The 16,517-nt window shown below is 62.3% G+C and carries 15 protein-coding genes; all 15 read left to right on the forward strand.

Annotated features, from left to right (window positions below; all coding sequences use genetic code 11):
• Nucleotides 1-71 precede the first annotated feature (71 nt).
• The 15 genes from BM017_RS08955 to fliM all read left to right on the forward strand — a co-directional run bounded on the left by BM017_RS08955 (nt 72) and on the right by fliM (nt 16,505).
• The gene (locus BM017_RS08955) at nt 72-1,547 is read left to right on the forward strand and encodes a sigma-54 dependent transcriptional regulator (RefSeq protein WP_071491285.1); all 1,476 of its coding nucleotides are present in this window, start codon (nt 72-74) and stop codon (nt 1,545-1,547) included.
• Between the two features lie 110 nt (nt 1,548-1,657).
• A complete protein-coding gene (locus BM017_RS08960) occupies nt 1,658-2,869 on the forward strand; it encodes a sensor histidine kinase (protein WP_058424961.1) in 1,212 nt (403 codons plus the stop codon).
• A 6-nt stretch (nt 2,870-2,875) separates the two neighbouring features.
• Nucleotides 2,876-4,252 (forward strand): sigma-54-dependent transcriptional regulator, encoded by a 1,377-nt coding sequence (locus tag BM017_RS08965; RefSeq protein ID WP_092243024.1) that lies wholly within the window; start codon nt 2,876-2,878, stop codon nt 4,250-4,252.
• A 132-nt stretch (nt 4,253-4,384) separates the two neighbouring features.
• Entirely contained in the window at nt 4,385-4,714 is a 330-nt protein-coding gene (gene fliE / locus BM017_RS08970; RefSeq protein WP_015885194.1) for a flagellar hook-basal body complex protein FliE, read from the forward strand.
• Nucleotides 4,715-4,730: 16 nt separating this feature from the next.
• On the forward strand, nt 4,731-6,512 hold the full coding sequence (fliF, locus tag BM017_RS08975) for a flagellar basal-body MS-ring/collar protein FliF (protein ID WP_092243027.1): 1,782 nt from the start codon (nt 4,731-4,733) through the stop codon (nt 6,510-6,512).
• Entirely contained in the window at nt 6,505-7,524 is a 1,020-nt protein-coding gene (fliG, locus tag BM017_RS08980; protein WP_010208743.1) for a flagellar motor switch protein FliG, read from the forward strand. Before fliF ends, fliG begins: the two co-directional genes overlap by 8 nt.
• A 10-nt stretch (nt 7,525-7,534) precedes the next feature.
• Entirely contained in the window at nt 7,535-8,299 is a 765-nt protein-coding gene (gene fliH / locus BM017_RS08985) for a flagellar assembly protein FliH (RefSeq protein ID WP_092243030.1), read from the forward strand.
• Nucleotides 8,289-9,647, forward strand: a complete 1,359-nt coding sequence (fliI, locus tag BM017_RS08990) for a flagellar protein export ATPase FliI (RefSeq protein WP_071493758.1) — start codon at nt 8,289-8,291, stop codon at nt 9,645-9,647. The genes fliH and fliI overlap by 11 nt, the downstream gene beginning before the upstream one ends.
• A gap of 3 nt (nt 9,648-9,650) precedes the next feature.
• Nucleotides 9,651-10,100 (forward strand): flagellar export protein FliJ, encoded by a 450-nt coding sequence (gene fliJ / locus BM017_RS08995; protein ID WP_071491280.1) that lies wholly within the window; start codon nt 9,651-9,653, stop codon nt 10,098-10,100.
• A gap of 65 nt (nt 10,101-10,165) precedes the next feature.
• On the forward strand, nt 10,166-10,468 hold the full coding sequence (locus BM017_RS09000) for an STAS domain-containing protein (protein ID WP_058424909.1): 303 nt from the start codon (nt 10,166-10,168) through the stop codon (nt 10,466-10,468).
• Nucleotides 10,465-12,183 (forward strand): ATP-binding SpoIIE family protein phosphatase, encoded by a 1,719-nt coding sequence (locus BM017_RS09005; RefSeq protein ID WP_071491279.1) that lies wholly within the window; start codon nt 10,465-10,467, stop codon nt 12,181-12,183. Before BM017_RS09000 ends, BM017_RS09005 begins: the two co-directional genes overlap by 4 nt.
• Nucleotides 12,184-12,213: 30 nt before the next feature.
• Nucleotides 12,214-12,561 carry an Hpt domain-containing protein gene (locus BM017_RS09010; protein WP_092243033.1) on the forward strand — a complete coding sequence of 116 codons (348 nt, stop codon included), beginning with the start codon at nt 12,214-12,216 and terminating at the stop codon, nt 12,559-12,561.
• A gap of 914 nt (nt 12,562-13,475) precedes the next feature.
• Nucleotides 13,476-14,816 carry a flagellar hook-length control protein FliK gene (locus tag BM017_RS09015; protein WP_092243036.1) on the forward strand — a complete coding sequence of 447 codons (1,341 nt, stop codon included), beginning with the start codon at nt 13,476-13,478 and terminating at the stop codon, nt 14,814-14,816.
• A 210-nt stretch (nt 14,817-15,026) separates the two neighbouring features.
• A complete protein-coding gene (gene fliL, locus BM017_RS09020) occupies nt 15,027-15,527 on the forward strand; it encodes a flagellar basal body-associated protein FliL (RefSeq protein ID WP_092243038.1) in 501 nt (166 codons plus the stop codon).
• 9 nt (nt 15,528-15,536) lie between these two features.
• Nucleotides 15,537-16,505 (forward strand): flagellar motor switch protein FliM, encoded by a 969-nt coding sequence (gene fliM / locus BM017_RS09025; RefSeq protein WP_071489822.1) that lies wholly within the window; start codon nt 15,537-15,539, stop codon nt 16,503-16,505.
• Nucleotides 16,506-16,517 lie beyond the last annotated feature (12 nt).

Raw genomic sequence — 16,517 nt, forward strand, 5'->3', positions numbered from 1 at the left:
ACAAAGTCTTACAGGCGTCTCGATTGCCCTCACTTCGGGGCAGGAAGTTTTACTAGGGAAGTTGCTATTGCATGTGGCGTGAAACCAAAATTCTGCTGATTGATGACGATAGCGTCCGCCGCCGCGATTTAGCGGTGATTTTGAATTTTCTTGGCGAAGAAAATTTGCCCTGCGGCAGCCATGACTGGCAGCAGGCGGTCAGCTCATTGTCATCGAGCCGTGAAGTCATTTGTGTGCTGATCGGGACGGTAAACGCTCCTGGCGCTGTTTTGGGCTTGTTAAAGACACTGTCAACCTGGGATGAGTTCCTTCCCGTGTTGCTGATGGGCGATATTTCTTCTGTCGAACTGCCAGAAGACCAGCGCCGCCGGGTGCTTTCCACCCTTGAAATGCCGCCCAGCTACAGCAAATTGCTCGACTCCCTGCACCGTGCCCAGGTCTATCGCGAGATGTACGACCAGGCCCGCGAGCGCGGTCGCCATCGCGAACCCAACCTGTTCCGCAGCCTGGTCGGCACCAGCCGCGCCATCCAGCACGTGCGCCAGATGATGCAGCAAGTGGCCGACACCGACGCCAGCGTGTTGATCCTCGGTGAGTCGGGCACCGGCAAGGAAGTGGTTGCGCGCAACCTGCACTATCACTCCAAGCGCCGCGACGGGCCCTTTGTGCCGGTCAACTGCGGGGCGATTCCGGCAGAGCTGCTTGAAAGCGAATTGTTCGGCCACGAGAAGGGCGCCTTTACCGGGGCGATCACCAGCCGTGCCGGGCGTTTCGAGCTGGCCAACGGCGGCACCCTGTTCCTCGACGAGATCGGCGACATGCCGCTGCCGATGCAGGTCAAGCTGCTGCGCGTGTTGCAGGAGCGTACCTTCGAGCGCGTGGGCAGCAACAAGACCCAGAGCGTCGACGTGCGCATCATCGCGGCCACCCACAAGAACCTCGAAAGCATGATCGAGGTCGGCAGCTTCCGCGAAGACCTGTACTACCGACTCAACGTATTCCCGATCGAGATGGCCCCGCTGCGCGAGCGCGTGGAGGACATCCCGTTGCTGATGAACGAACTGATCTCGCGCATGGAGCACGAAAAGCGCGGTTCGATCCGTTTCAATTCCGCCGCAATCATGTCCCTGTGCCGCCACGGCTGGCCGGGCAACGTGCGCGAGCTGGCCAACCTGGTGGAGCGCATGGCGATCATGCACCCCTACGGTGTGATCGGCGTGGTCGAGCTGCCGAAGAAATTCCGCTACGTCGACGACGAAGACGAGCAACTGGTCGACAGCCTGCGCAGCGACCTGGAAGAACGGGTGGCCATCAACGGTCATACCCCGGACTTCGGCTCTACCGCGATGCTGCCGCCCGAAGGCCTGGACCTGAAGGACTACCTCGGCAACCTGGAACAAGGCCTGATCCAGCAGGCTCTGGACGACGCCAACGGCATCGTCGCGCGTGCCGCCGAGCGCCTGCGCATCCGTCGCACTACCCTGGTGGAGAAGATGCGCAAGTACGGCATGAGCCGCAAAGAAGGTGACGAACAGGCGGATGATTGACGCCTGTTTTTTAAATCACTGAAACTTCAGTGGTTTTTTTTCGGCACGGGTATTGCTACAGCCCTCGCAACGTTCCGTTTAACTGACGGTCAGCCAAGCGAGAGAGCATGATGCCCCACGCCGCCCAACATTCTTCCAGTCCTGCCATTGCAGGCCTGGTTCCCTCTGTAGAACAGCAAAGCCGCCAGGGCCTGGAGCAGGCGTTTTCGCTGTTCAACCAGATGTCCAGCCAATTGACCGATTCCTACAGCCTGCTCGAAGCCCGTGTTTCGGAGCTCAAGGGCGAGTTGGCGGTGGTCAGTGCCCAGCGCATGGAAGAGTTGGCCGAGAAGGAGCGCCTGGCCAACCGCCTGCAAAACCTGCTGTCGCTGTTGCCCGGTGGCGTGATCGTCATCGACGAAGAAGGCCGCGTGCGTGAAGCCAACCCGGCGGCCTGTGACATGCTTGGCCTGCCTCTGGAAGGCGAGCTGTGGCGTCACGTAATCACCCGCTGCTTTGCGCCGCGTGAAGACGATGGCCATGAAATTTCGCTCAAGGACGGTCGCCGCTTGTCCATCGCCACGCGCGCCCTGGACGCGGAGCCGGGCCAGTTGGTGCTGCTCAACGACCTGACTGAAACCCGTCACCTGCAAGATCAATTGGCGCGCCACGAACGTTTGTCCTCGCTGGGGCGCATGGTCGCTTCCCTGGCGCATCAGATCCGCACGCCACTGTCGGCGGCGTTGATCTACGCCAGTCATTTGACTGATGAACAATTGCCCGCGGCCACCCACCAGCGTTTTGCCGGGCGCCTCAAGGAGCGCCTGCATGAGTTGGAGCACCAGGTGCGCGACATGCTGGTGTTTGCCCGTGGTGAATTGCCGCTGACCGACCGCATCACACCTACCGAGTTGATGCAGGCGCTGCAAGCGGCGGCCGCCACCCACATTCAAGACGTGCAAGTGCGTTGGCAGTGCGACAGCCATCTCGGCGAGCTGCTGTGCAACCGCGACACCCTTGTCGGTTCGCTGCTCAACCTGATCGAAAACGCTACCCAGGCCAGCGGCCCTGGTGCGCGGCTCAAGGTGCACCTGTACAGCCGCGAGCAAACCCTGCGCCTATGCATCAGCGACAGCGGCAGCGGTATCGAGCCTGCCGTATTGCAGCGCCTGGGCGAACCTTTTTTCACCACCAAGACCAACGGTACCGGGCTGGGCCTGACCGTGGTCAAGGCAGTGGCGCGTGCCCATCAGGGAGAATTGCAGCTGCATTCCCGTGTCGGGCGTGGCACCTGTGCATTGATGACCTTGCCGCTGTTTTCATGCGCGGCAAGCACGGAGTAAGCGGTTATGGCTATCAAGGTTCTGTTGGTGGAAGACGATCGCGCGCTGCGTGAAGCATTGGCTGACACGCTGCTGTTGGCGGGCCATGACTACCGGGCGGTCGGTTCTGCCGAGGACGCCTTGGAGGCGGTGGAGCAAGAGTCCTTCAGCCTGGTGGTGAGCGACGTGAACATGCCGGGCATGGACGGCCACCAGTTGCTCGGTGTGCTGCGCGCGCGTCAGCCACAGTTGCCGGTGTTGCTGATGACCGCCCACGGCGCTGTGGAACGTGCAGTCGACGCGATGCGCCAGGGTGCGGCGGATTACCTGGTCAAACCGTTCGAACCCAAAGCCTTGATCGAACTGGTCGCACGGCATGCCCTGGGCGTGATCCCGGCCAGCGACGGCGAAGGTCCGATTGCCTTCGAACCGGCCAGCGCACAATTGCTGGAGCTGGCTGCCCGCGTGGCGCGCAGTGATTCCACCGTGCTGATTTCCGGCGAGTCCGGCACCGGCAAGGAGGTGCTGGCCCGCTACATCCACCAGCAATCGACCCGCGCCAAGCAGCCGTTTATCGCAATCAACTGCGCGGCGATCCCCGACAACATGCTCGAAGCCACGCTGTTCGGCCACGAAAAAGGCTCGTTCACCGGCGCTATTGCGGCTCAGGCGGGCAAGTTCGAGCAGGCGGATGGCGGCACGATTTTGCTCGATGAAATTTCGGAAATGCCCCTGGGCCTGCAAGCCAAGTTGCTGCGGGTGCTGCAAGAGCGTGAAGTAGAGCGCGTTGGCGCACGCAAGCCGATCCAGCTGGATATCCGCGTGGTCGCCACCACCAACCGTGACCTGGCGGGCGAAGTGGCGGCGGGGCGCTTCCGTGAAGACTTGTTCTACCGTCTCTCGGTCTTTCCCCTGGCCTGGCGCCCGTTGCGCGAGCGCCCGGCGGACATCATTCCACTGGCCGAGCGCCTGCTGGGCAACCACGTCAAAAAAATGAAGCATGCCCAGGCACGCCTGTCGGCCGAGGCCCAGGCTTGCCTGGTCGCCTATCCGTGGCCGGGAAACGTCCGGGAACTGGACAACGCCATCCAGCGTGCGTTGATCCTGCAGCAGGGCGGCCTGATCCAGCCCCAGGATTTCTGCCTGGCCATGGGCAGCGGGGTTGCGCCGCTGCCGACCCTGGCGCCTGCGCCCGTGGTGGTCGAAACCGAAACCGCCGGTGCGTTGGGCGACGACCTGCGTCGCCGCGAATTCCAGATGATCATCGACACCCTGCGCGCTGAGCGCGGCCGCCGCAAAGAGGCTGCCGAGCGCCTGGGGATCAGCCCGCGGACCTTGCGCTACAAGCTGGCGCAGATGCGTGACGCCGGCATGGACGTCGAGGCATATCTGTTCGCCACATAATCGGTAACAAGGCGGACAAGGTTTGTCGCCTTTTCTTACGAGTTGAACCAGAGCTGGCACCCTTGTTGCTACTTCACCTAGTAATTGCGGCGTAGCGTCAAAAAACATGCGGGTTGTCGGAGAGAGAAGTTCATGAGCCAGGGTATTGAGTTCAATCGGTTGATGTTGGATATGCGCTCCATGCAAATGGATGCCATGGCTCAACCGAAATCCGTCGCGCCTGCGCCGGAATTGGGCCAAAGCAGCTTCGCCGACATGCTCGGCCAGGCCATCAACAAAGTCAGTGATACCCAGCAAGCCTCCAGCCAATTGGCCAACGCGTTCGAGATCGGCAAAAGCGGCGTGGACCTCACCGATGTGATGGTCGCCTCGCAAAAGGCCAGTGTGTCGTTCCAGGCGTTGACCCAGGTGCGTAACAAGCTGGTTCAGGCTTACCAAGACATCATGCAGATGCCGGTTTAAGGACGAGATTTAAGTCATGGCAGAAGCAGTCGTGGACAACGCACCCGCCAAGGCAGACGGCAAGCCGCCGCTGTTTGGCCTGTCGTTCCTGGAAAACCTCTCCGAAATGACCATGTTGCGTCAGGTGGGCCTGATGGTCGGCCTGGCAGCGAGCGTGGCGATTGGTTTTGCCGTGGTGCTGTGGTCGCAGCAACCGGATTACCGGCCGCTGTACGGCAGCCTGGCGGGCATGGATTCCAAGCAGATCATGGAAACCCTGGCCGCCGCCGACATCGCCTACACCGTGGAGCCCAACTCCGGGGCGCTGCTGGTCAAGGCCGACGATGTGGCCCGTGCACGCATGAAACTCGCGGCGGCCGGCGTCACCCCGTCCGACGCCAATATCGGTTTCGAAATCCTCGACAAGGACCAGGGCCTGGGCACCAGCCAGTTCATGGAAGCTACCCGCTACCGTCGTGGCCTGGAAGGCGAACTGGCGCGCACCATCTCCAGCCTGAACAACGTCAAGGGTGCCCGCGTGCACCTGGCCATTCCGAAAAGCTCGGTGTTTGTGCGCGATGAGCGCAAGCCCAGTGCCTCGGTATTGGTGGAACTGTTTGCCGGCCGCTCCCTGGAGCCAGGCCAGGTGCTGGCGATCGTCAACCTGGTCGCCACCAGCGTGCCTGAGCTGAGCAAGTCGCAAATCACCGTGGTCGACCAGAAGGGCAACCTGCTGTCCGACCAGGCGGAAAACTCCGCGCTGACCCAGGCCGGTAAGCAGTTCGACTACAGCCGTCGTGTGGAAAGCATGCTCACCCAGCGTGTGCACAACATCCTGCAGCCGGTGCTGGGCAACGACCGCTACAAGGCGGAAGTGTCCGCCGATGTGGACTTCAGCGCCGTCGAATCGACCTCCGAGCAGTTCAACCCGGACCAGCCGGCGTTGCGCAGCGAGCAGTCCACCAGCGAACAACGCACCGCTGCCAACGGCCCGCCACAAGGCGTACCGGGCGCCCTGAGCAACCAGCCGCCGGCCCCGGCCTCGGCTCCGCAAACCACCGGTGGCGCTACGGCCAGCGCTGGCGCCATCCAGCCGGGCCAGCCGCTGCTGGACGCCAATGGCCAACAGATCATGGACCCGGCCACCGGCCAGCCGATGCTCGCGCCGTACCCGGCGGACAAGCGTAACCAGTCGACCAAGAACTTCGAACTCGACCGTTCCATCAGCCATACCAAGCAGCAACAAGGCCGCGTCAATCGCCTGTCGGTATCGGTGGTGGTGGATGACCAGGTCAAGGTCAATGCCGCCGATGGCGCCGTTACCCGTGCCCCATGGAGCGCCGACGAATTGGCGCGCTTCACGCGCCTGGTGCAGGACGCCGTCGGTTTTGACGCCAGCCGGGGTGACAGCGTCAGCGTGATCAACATGCCGTTCTCTGCCGAGCGTGGCGAAGTGATCGCCGAGCCGGCGTTCTACTCGCAGCCGTGGTTCTGGGACATCGTCAAGCAGGTGCTGGGTGTGTTGTTCATCCTGGTGCTGGTGTTCGGCGTGCTGCGCCCGGTGCTCAACAACATCACCGGCAACGGCAAGAAACAACTGGCGGCCTATGGTGGCAGCGACGTCGAGTTGGGTGGCATGGGCGGCCTGGACGGCGAACTGGCCAACGACCGCGTCAGCCTCGGCGGCCCGCAAAGCATCCTGTTGCCAAGCCCGAGCGAGGGTTACGACGCTCAGCTGAACGCAATCAAGAGTCTGGTGGCAGAAGACCCGGGCCGTGTGGCCCAGGTCGTGAAAGAGTGGATCAACGCAGATGAGTGATAATCGAGCCGCTGTTGCCAAGCTCACCAAGGTCGACAAAGCCGCAGTCCTGCTGCTGTCCCTGGGTGAAACCGACGCCGCCCAAGTGCTGCGCCACATGGGGCCCAAAGAGGTTCAACGGGTGGGCGTGGCCATGGCGCAGATGCGCAATGTGCACCGCGAGCAGGTCGAGCAGGTGATGAGCGAGTTCGTCGAGATCGTCGGCGACCAGACCAGCCTGGGCGTCGGCTCCGACAGCTACATCCGCAAGATGCTCACCTCGGCCCTGGGCGAAGACAAGGCCAACGGCCTGATCGACCGCATCCTGCTCGGTGGCAACACCAGCGGCCTCGACAGCCTGAAATGGATGGAGCCGCGTGCCGTCGCCGACGTGATCCGCTACGAACACCCGCAGATCCAGGCGATCGTGGTGGCGTATCTCGACCCCGACCAGGCCGGTGAAGTGCTCGGCCACTTCGACCATAAAGTGCGCCTGGACATCATCCTGCGCGTGTCGTCGCTGAACACCGTGCAGCCGGCGGCGCTGAAAGAACTCAACACGATTCTGGAGAAGCAGTTCTCCGGCAACTCGAACGCCTCGCGCACCACCCTGGGTGGTATCAAGCGTGCGGCTGACATCATGAACTTCCTCGACAGCTCGGTCGAAGGCCAGTTGATGGACTCGATCCGCGAGATCGACGACACCCTGTCCGGTCAGATCGAAGACCTCATGTTCGTGTTCAACAACCTCTCCGATGTCGACGACCGCGGCATCCAGGCGTTGCTGCGCGAAGTGTCCTCGGACGTGCTGGTGCTGGCCCTCAAGGGTTCGGACGAAAACGTCAAAGAGAAGATCTTCAAGAACATGTCCAAGCGTGCCTCGGAACTGTTGCGCGACGACCTGGAAGCCAAGGGCCCGGTACGCGTCAGCGACGTGGAAACCGCGCAGAAAGAAATCCTCACCATTGCCCGCCGTATGGCCGAAGCCGGAGAAATCGTTCTCGGCGGGAAGGGCGGCGAAGAAATGATCTAAGGCGCTTCCCATGTCGAACAAAGATGAGGCGCCCAGCGATCTGATTCGCGCACGGGACGTCGGTGGGTTCGACATCTGGTCGTTGCCCAGCTTCGACCCGCATGTGCCCGAACCCGAGCCGGAACCGGTGGAAGAACCTCCGCTGGAAATGGAAGAAGTGCCGCTGGATGAAGTCCAGCCACTGACCCTGGAAGAATTGGAAGCCATCCGCCAGGAGGCCTACAACGAAGGCTTCGCGGCGGGTGAAAAAGACGGTTTTCGCAGCACCACCCTCAAGGTGCGCCAGGAGGCCGAAGAGGCCCTGAGCGTCAAGCTGGCCAGCCTGGAACGCTTGATGGGCACGCTGTTCGACCCCATCGCCGAGCAGGATTCGCAGATCGAAAAGGCCATGGTCGACCTGGTGCAGCACATCGCCCGCCAGGTGATCCAGCGCGAATTGGCGCTGGATTCCAGTCATATCGAAAGCGTGATGCGCGAAGCCCTCAAGCTGCTGCCCTTGGGCGTCGGCAACGTGCGGCTGTACATCAACCCGCAGGATTTCGAACAGGTCAAGGCCCTGCGCGAGCGTCATGAAGAAACCTGGCGCATCGTCGAAGACGCGTCGTTGCAGCCCGGTGGTTGCCGCGTCGAAACCGAACACAGTCGCATCGATGCCACGGTGGAGACCCGCATCAGCCAGATCATGGCCAAGCTGTTTGATCAGCTCCACGAACAGGCCCTGCACCCGGCCGAGCCTGATCTGAGCGTGGACCTGGACGCCGTCGATGCGCCTTGACCGCACCAGCTTCGCCAAGCGCCTGGGCGGTTACGCCGAGGCCACGGAGTTGCCCGGCCAGCCGATCCTCGAAGGACGCCTGCTGCGCATGGTCGGCCTGACCCTTGAGGCCGAAGGCCTGCGCGCCGCCATGGGCAGCCGCTGCATGGTGATCAACGACGACAGCTACCACCCGGTGCAGGTCGAAGCCGAAGTGATGGGCTTTTCCGGCAGCAAGATTTTCCTGATGCCCGTGGGCAGCCTGGCGGGCATTGCCCCAGGTGCCCGTGTGGTGCCGTTGGCCGACACCGGCCGCCTGCCGATGGGCATGAGCATGCTCGGTCGCGTACTCGACGGCGCCGGTCGTGCGCTGGACGGCAAGGGCGGCATGAAGGCCGAAGACTGGGTGCCGATGGACGGTCCCACCATCAACCCGCTCAACCGCAACCCCATTAGTGTGCCGCTGGACGTTGGCATTCGCAGCATCAACGGATTATTGACGGTCGGCCGTGGCCAGCGTCTGGGCCTGTTCGCCGGTACCGGCGTGGGTAAATCGGTGTTGCTGGGCATGATGACGCGCTTTACCGAGGCCGACATCATCGTGGTCGGGCTGATCGGCGAACGGGGCCGCGAGGTGAAGGAATTCATCGAGCACAGTCTCGGCGAAGAAGGCCTCAAGCGCTCGGTGGTGGTTGCATCCCCAGCGGACGATGCGCCGCTGATGCGGTTGCGCGCCGCCATGTACTGCACGCGCATCGCCGAATATTTCCGCGACAAGGGCAAGAACGTCCTGTTGCTGATGGATTCGCTCACGCGTTTCGCCCAGGCCCAGCGGGAAATCGCCCTGGCCATCGGCGAACCGCCGGCGACCAAGGGTTACCCGCCGTCGGTGTTCGCCAAACTGCCCAAGCTGGTGGAGCGCGCCGGTAACGCCGAGGCCGGTGGTGGCTCGATCACCGCGTTCTACACCGTATTGTCCGAAGGCGATGACCAGCAGGACCCGATTGCCGACTCGGCGCGGGGCGTGCTCGACGGCCACATTGTGCTGTCACGGCGCCTGGCGGAAGAAGGGCACTACCCGGCCATCGACATCGAAGCGTCCATCAGCCGGGTGATGCCAGCGGTGGTTACGCCGGAACACATGGCCCGGGCGCAACAGTTCAAGCAGCTGTGGTCGCGCTACCAGCAGAGCCGCGACTTGATCAGCGTCGGCGCCTACGTGGCGGGCGGTGATCGCGACACCGACCTGGCCATCGCCCTGCAACCGCAGTTGGTGACGTACCTGCGCCAGGGCCTCAACGACAAGATCAGCATGGGCGAAAGCGAAGCGCACCTGCAGTCGATCTTCGCCCCGGCGCCGGGCGGCTAAGCCATGGCCAACAGCCGCGCCGCGCGCCTGGCTCCGGTGGTGGACATGGCCGAAAAGGCCGAGAAAACCGCCGTGCAGCGCCTGGGTTACTTCCAGGGGCAAGTCCGCCTGGCGGAAAGCAAGCTGGGCGACCTGGAGCGTTTTCGCGGCGAGTACCAGCAGCAATGGATCGAGCGCGGCAGCAAGGGCGTGTCTGGCCAATGGCTGATGGGTTACCAGGGCTTTCTCAACCAGTTGGAAACCGCCGTCGGCCAGCAGCGCCAAAGCCTGGCCTGGCACCAGAACAACCTCGACAAGGCGCGTGAGAGCTGGCAGGCCGCGTTTGCCCGGGTCGAAGGTCTGCGCAAGCTGGTGCAGCGCTATATCGACGAAGCGCGGGCGCTTGAAGATAAGCGCGAGCAGAAGCTGCTCGACGAGCTGTCCCAGCGCTTGCCGCGCAAAGACGTCTATTGAAGGTTGCCCACATCCCCTGCACCTGCTAAACCTTGTGTCATTGCCAATGACAAGGAAGCAGTCACATGTCAGTCGAGTCAGAAGTATCCCTGGATGGGAATAAGTTGACGATCGCGGTCAAGGGCCGGTTTGATTTCGGCAGCCATCAAGCGTTTCGTGACGCCTACGAGCGTTTCTACAAGGTGCCCACTACCTACGTCGTGGACTTGAAAGAGACGACCTACCTCGACAGCTCCGCCCTCGGCATGCTGTTGCTGCTGCGCGATCATGCCGGGGATGACGCCGATATCCGGGTGATCAACAGCAATTCGGATGTGCGCAAGATCCTCGGTATCTCCAACTTCGACAAACTGTTCGACATCAGTTGAGCGTCCTGGCCCCGGTCCTTGAGCCGCTGACGATCCTGATCGCCGAAGACAGCGCCGCCGACCTGCTGTTGCTGTCGACCATCATCCGACGCCAGGGCCACCAGGTGCTCACGGCCACCAACGGTGCTGAAGCGGTCGCGGTGTTTACCCGTGAGAGACCGCAGTTGGTGTTGATGGATGCGCTGATGCCGGTGATGGACGGTTTTGAGGCGGCGCGGCGGATCAAGCAATTGGCGGGTGAAGAGCTGGTGCCGCTGATTTTCCTCACCTCCCTGCGCGAGAGCGAAGCGCTGGCCCAGTGCCTGGATGCCGGCGGTGATGACTTCCTGCCCAAGCCCTACAACCAGCTGATTCTCGCGGCGAAGATCAATGCCATGGACCGCCTGCGTCGGTTGCAGGCCACGGTCTTGCAGCAACGCGACCTGATCGCCAAACACCACGATTACCTCCTGCATGAGCAGCGGGTGGCCAAGGCGGTGTTCGACAAGGTTGCCCATTCCGGTTGTATCAACGCCGCGCCGAATATTCGCTACCTGCAATCGCCCTACGCGTTGTTCAACGGCGATTTGCTGTTGGCTGCCTACACCCCGTCCGGCGACATGCACGTGCTGCTCGGTGACTTCACCGGGCATGGCCTGCCGGCGGCGGTGGGGGCCATGCCCCTGGCAGAAGTGTTCTACGGCATGACCGCCAAGGGCTACGGCCTGGCACAGACCCTGCGCGAGATGAACGCCAAGCTCAAGCGCATCCTGCCGGTGGACATGTTCTGCTGCGCCACCCTGTTGTGCCTGAGCACGCAGCGGCGGGTGGTGGAGGTGTGGAACGGCGGCATGCCCGAAGGCTATGTGCATGAAATCGCCACGGGTAAACGCACGCCACTGGAATCGCGGCATTTGCCGTTGGGTGTGCTGTCGGCGCAAGCCTTTGATGATCGCACCGAGGTCTGGCCCATGGCCCTGGGTGACCGGGTGTTCCTGTTGTCCGATGGCGTGCTGGATACCGCTGACGCCAATGAGCAGCTGTTCGGCGCTGAACGTTTGCAGCAGGTGTTCGCCGCCAACCGCGAGCCTGATCGGCTGTTTGAAGATATCGAACAGGCGCTGGCGGCCTTCCGAGGCAAAGCGCGGGATGACGTGAGCATGGTGGAGATCACCCTGCAAGTCGACCAGCAACTGCGTGCGAGCGGGCCGTTGTATGCCGACAGTGGGCAGTCTTGTCCGCTGGATTGGTCGGTGAGTTTCGAATTCCGTGCAGAGACCTTGAAGCGTTACAACCCATTGCCGTACCTGTTGCAACTGCTGCTGGAGATCCACGGCCTGCGCGAGCAGAGCGGGGCGCTGTACAGCGTGATGGCGGAGCTGTATTCCAATGCGCTGGAGCATGGCGTGCTGGGCCTGGATTCACGGCTCAAGCGTGACGCCCAGGGTTTTGCCGAGTATTACCGTCTGCGTAATGACCGCCTGGCACAACTCAACAGCGGCTATATACGGGTGCATGTGCAGGTGGTACCGACGGAGGCGGGTGGCAGGATGACTCTGCGGGTCGAGGACAGCGGCCCCGGTTTCGATGTGGAACAGGTGCTGGCGCGGCCGTTGGATATCGACCGTCTGTCTGGCCGGGGCTTGAGCCTGGTACGTCAATTGAGCAGCGATGTACGCTGGTCGGATGGCGGGCGCAGTGTCTGCGTGGAGTTTTCCTGGGAGGCTCTGGCATAATCCGCCGATTCTTGATCAAGGAGCGAGCAAGTGGTTGATCTACATCTGGACCCGGAGGTGCTGTCGGGTTTGCAGGAAGTCATGGAAGGCGAGTATCCCAAGTTGCTTGATACCTTTCTCGATGATTCCCAGAAGCGCGTCGAAGCGCTGCGCAAGGCCAGGGATGATGCGAAGGCGTTGGGGCGGATTGCGCATAGCTTCAAGGGCAGCAGTGGGAACCTGGGGGCGGTGAGGTTGGCGCAGTTGTGTCAGCGGTTGGAGGTTGAGTCCGTTGGGCCTGTGGTTGGGGATCTGGGGGAGTTGGTGGATCAGATTGATCGGGAGTTTGCGTTGGTGAAGCCGTTGTATGAGTCGGAGCGGCAGCGGTTTCAGATTTGATTGAGTACATATCCGTTGCTGCGGTAACGGCGGCTTATGGTTCCGCTCTTACAGCGGGTCACTTTTTGAAGAGCGCAAAAAGTAACCAAAAACGCTTCGCCCCAACACTCGGCACCTCGCCTAGGCTCGGTGTTCCCTCACTCCGGCTTGAATCCGTGGGCCGCCGTCATGGGCCATCCATGGCCCAGGACGGCTAACCCGGCGTCCTACCGGGTTACCCACGGATTCAAGCCTGCGTTCGGCCAGCGTGTTTGACGGGGCGCCGAAGATCACAAGCAAGAGCGACTCGCTGCGCATCGTAGATACGTTTTTTGTTCTGTGTAACCGACTTACTGTGTTGCCGACTTACTGTGGCGAGCGGGCTTGCCCCGCGTTGGGCTGCGAAGCAGCCCTAAAACCATTCAGCGCGCCGCGTTTATCCTGGCTTCCCGCGTTATGGTTAACGACCTCCGCGGGCAAGCCCTGCTCCTACAGGGGAGCGCGTACGCTTCAACGATTCGGTCGGCTATTCGGCCGCCGCGCTTTGCTTTTGATTTTGATCTTAGGCGCCCCGTCAAACACGCTGGCCGGAATTCGGCAGGGATTTGGGGGGTAAACCGGCAGGGATGCCGGTTTAGCCGCCCCGCGCCATGGATGGCGCGTGGCGGCGGCCCCCCAAATCACTGTCGGATTACGGGCACACCGAGCCTAGGCGAGGTGCCGAGTGTTGGGGCAAGAGCCCTTTGCTTACTTTGGGCTGGGCCGGCATTCCGGCTTTTCCAAAGTGAGCCGCCGTAAGGGCGGAACCCTAAGTGGCCGTTACCTAAAAAACGGATATGTACTCAATAAAACCAACCGCCCCCAAACCTGGCCCAACTCTTGCTCTACCTCCAGATACTGCATCCCCGACCCCCATGCAGTGGAGACCTTTACCTATGCCAGTCGCCCCGAATTCGCTCCTTCAGGCTGCCCCCGCGGCCAAGCCTCAAGCGCCCTCTGCCAACCCATCGGCAGTGGCTGCGGACCCACGGGACAAGGGCCCTGGCTTCGCTCAAGTGTTTGCCAGCCAGGCGTCCAAGCCCACGGTCAAGACCGACGACAGCTCGGCCAAACCCACCGCAGGCAAGTCGTCCGATGCCAGCGCCAAGCCTGCAGCGGGCAATGACAAGCCTGCCGCCAGCACGCCAGCCGTTGCCGATAGCGGCAATACCTTGCCTGCCACGCCGCCGGCCAAAACCGACGACAGCGCGAGCAAGGATGACGACGCGCCAGCCGACCCTGCCTTGGTGCAGCAACCTCCGGCTGACCCGGTGGTCGACCCGGCGCTGATTGCCACCGTCACCCCGGTAGCCGTGCCGGTGCCGGTTGAAACACCTGCGCCCGCGACCACGACCAAGGATGACAAGGCTCAGCCGGTGGTTGCTGCGCCGGTCGCAGCGACCGAGGAAGCCAAGCCGGCCTTCGATCCTGAAGCAGATCCCCTGGATGCCATGCCCGCCGTGCGCCTGGCGATGGAGCAGGGCGGTCACGTATCGGCCAGCAGCCAGGCGCAGGCAAAAACCGCTCCGGCACCGACTCAGGATCAACCCACTGCCGCACAGAATTTCGCCGCCGGCCTGGCCAATATGGTCGACCAGCAAGCCACCAAGGACAGCACCGACCAGGGCGGCGACAAGGCCTTCAGCGGGTTGATCGAAGACGGTCTCAAGGACCTGAAGAACGCCAGCAGCGACACCCGTGTCGATGACTTCGCCAACCGCCTCGCCGCGTTGACCCAGGCGGCCACGCCGAAAACCGCCAACGCCTTGCCACCGGTGACCAATGCGCCCTTGGCCATGCACCAGAGCGGCTGGACCGATGAAATCGTCAACCGGGTGATGTACCTGTCCAGTGCCAACCTCAAGTCGGCGGAGATCCAGTTGCAACCCGCTGAGCTTGGTCGCCTGGATATCAAGGTCAACATGACCGCCGACCAACAGGCCCAGGTCAACTTCATGAGCGCCCACCCGGTGGTACGTGAAGCGCTGGAAAGCCAGTCCGGGCGCTTGCGGGAGATGTTTGCCCAGCAGGGCATGGGCCAGGTGGACGTGAACGTGTCGGACCAGTCCCGTGGGCAGGAGCAACAACAGCAGCAGGCCCAGACCCGTGGTGTGAGCGGTGGCGGCGGGCGGGGCGGTGACAATGGCGACAGCGGCAACCACCTTGATGTGGCTGAAGCCGTGACGCCGGTCACCTCAACCGTAATCGGCTCCAGTGCGGTCGACTACTACGCCTGATCCGGACGAAATGTGGGAGGGGGCTTGCCCCCGATGAGGGTGTGTCAGCTGAAACATGGGTGACTGATACACCGCTATCGGGGGCAAGCCCCCTCCCACAATTTGATTTGCTGCGCCCGTACCTCCTCGACTTCCAGACAACTCTGGCATAACACTTGCTCTTGCCTCTCCGTAGATCTATGAATCCCCGAATAGTGACGGATTATTGGCATGGCGAAGAGCGAAGACGCAGCAAAAGCACCCGCAGGCAAAGGCAAGCTCAAGCTTATCCTGTTGATAGTCCTGGGCCTGCTCCTGGCTATCGGCGCCTCGGTGGGTGGCACCTGGTACATCATGCACAGCAGTGCCAGCAAGCCGGCACCCGCCGCCGAAACCGCCACTAACGTCAAGCAACCGGCAATCTTCGAGCCGATGCTTCCGGCCTTTGTCGCCAACTTCAATCAGAACGGTCGTCAACGCTACCTGCAGGTGAGCATCACCTTGCTGGCGCGTAACGCTTCGGACCTGGACGCCCTCAAGGTGCACATGCCCGTGATCCGCAACAACCTCGTCATGCTGTTCTCCAGCCAGAGCTTCGACACACTCGCCACGCCGGTGGGCCAGGAAATGCTGCGCCAGAAAGTCACGGCCAGCGTGCAGGAAGTGGCCCAGAAGGAGCTCGGCAAAGTCGTGGTCGAGCAGGCGCTCTTCACTAACTTCGTATTGCAGTAGGATCACGACATGGCCGTGCAAGACCTGCTGTCCCAGGATGAAATCGACGCGCTGCTGCATGGCGTCGACGATGGTCTGGTACAGACCGAAATGGCTGCCGAGCCCGGCAGCGTCAAAAGTTATGACCTCACCAGCCAGGATCGCATCGTCCGTGGACGCATGCCGACCCTGGAGATGATCAACGAACGTTTCGCCCGCTATACCCGCATCAGCATGTTCAACATGCTGCGTCGTTCGGCGGACGTGGCGGTGGGCGGCGTGCAGGTGATGAAGTTCGGCGAGTACGTGCACTCGCTGTACGTGCCCACCAGCCTCAACCTGGTCAAGATCAAGCCACTGCGCGGCACCGCGCTGTTCATCCTCGACGCCAAGCTGGTGTTCAAGCTGGTGGACAACTTCTTCGGCGGCGACGGTCGCCACGCCAAGATCGAAGGCCGTGAGTTCACCCCCACCGAGTTGCGGGTGGTGCGCATGGTGCTGGAGCAGGCCTTCATCGATTTGAAGGAAGCCTGGCAGGCGATCATGGAAGTCAACTTCGAGTACATCAACTCCGAAGTGAACCCGGCCATGGCCAACATCGTCGGCCCCAGCGAAGCCATTGTGGTGTCGACCTTCCACATCGAACTCGATGGTGGTGGCGGCGACCTGCACGTGACCATGCCGTACTCGATGATCGAACCGGTGCGCGAAATGCTCGACGCCGGTTTCCAGTCCGACCTGGACGACCAGGACGAACGTTGGGTCAAGGCCTTGCGCGAAGACCTGCTGGACGTCGACGTACCGTTGAGCGCCACCGTGGCCCGTCGGCAACTGCGCCTGCGCGATATTTTGCACATGCAGCCGGGGGATATCATCCCCGTCGAACTGCCGGAAGAAATGATCATGCGCGCCAACGGCGTGCCGTCATTCAAGGTCAAGCTCGGTTCCCACAAGGGCAACCTGGCGCTGCAGGTGGTCGAGCCGATCACCCGTCGTTGATGCACCCCTATT

It is taken from the genome of Pseudomonas sp. NFPP04 (genome assembly GCF_900113815.1).
Taxonomy (GTDB): Bacteria; Pseudomonadota; Gammaproteobacteria; order Pseudomonadales; family Pseudomonadaceae; genus Aquipseudomonas; species Aquipseudomonas extremorientalis.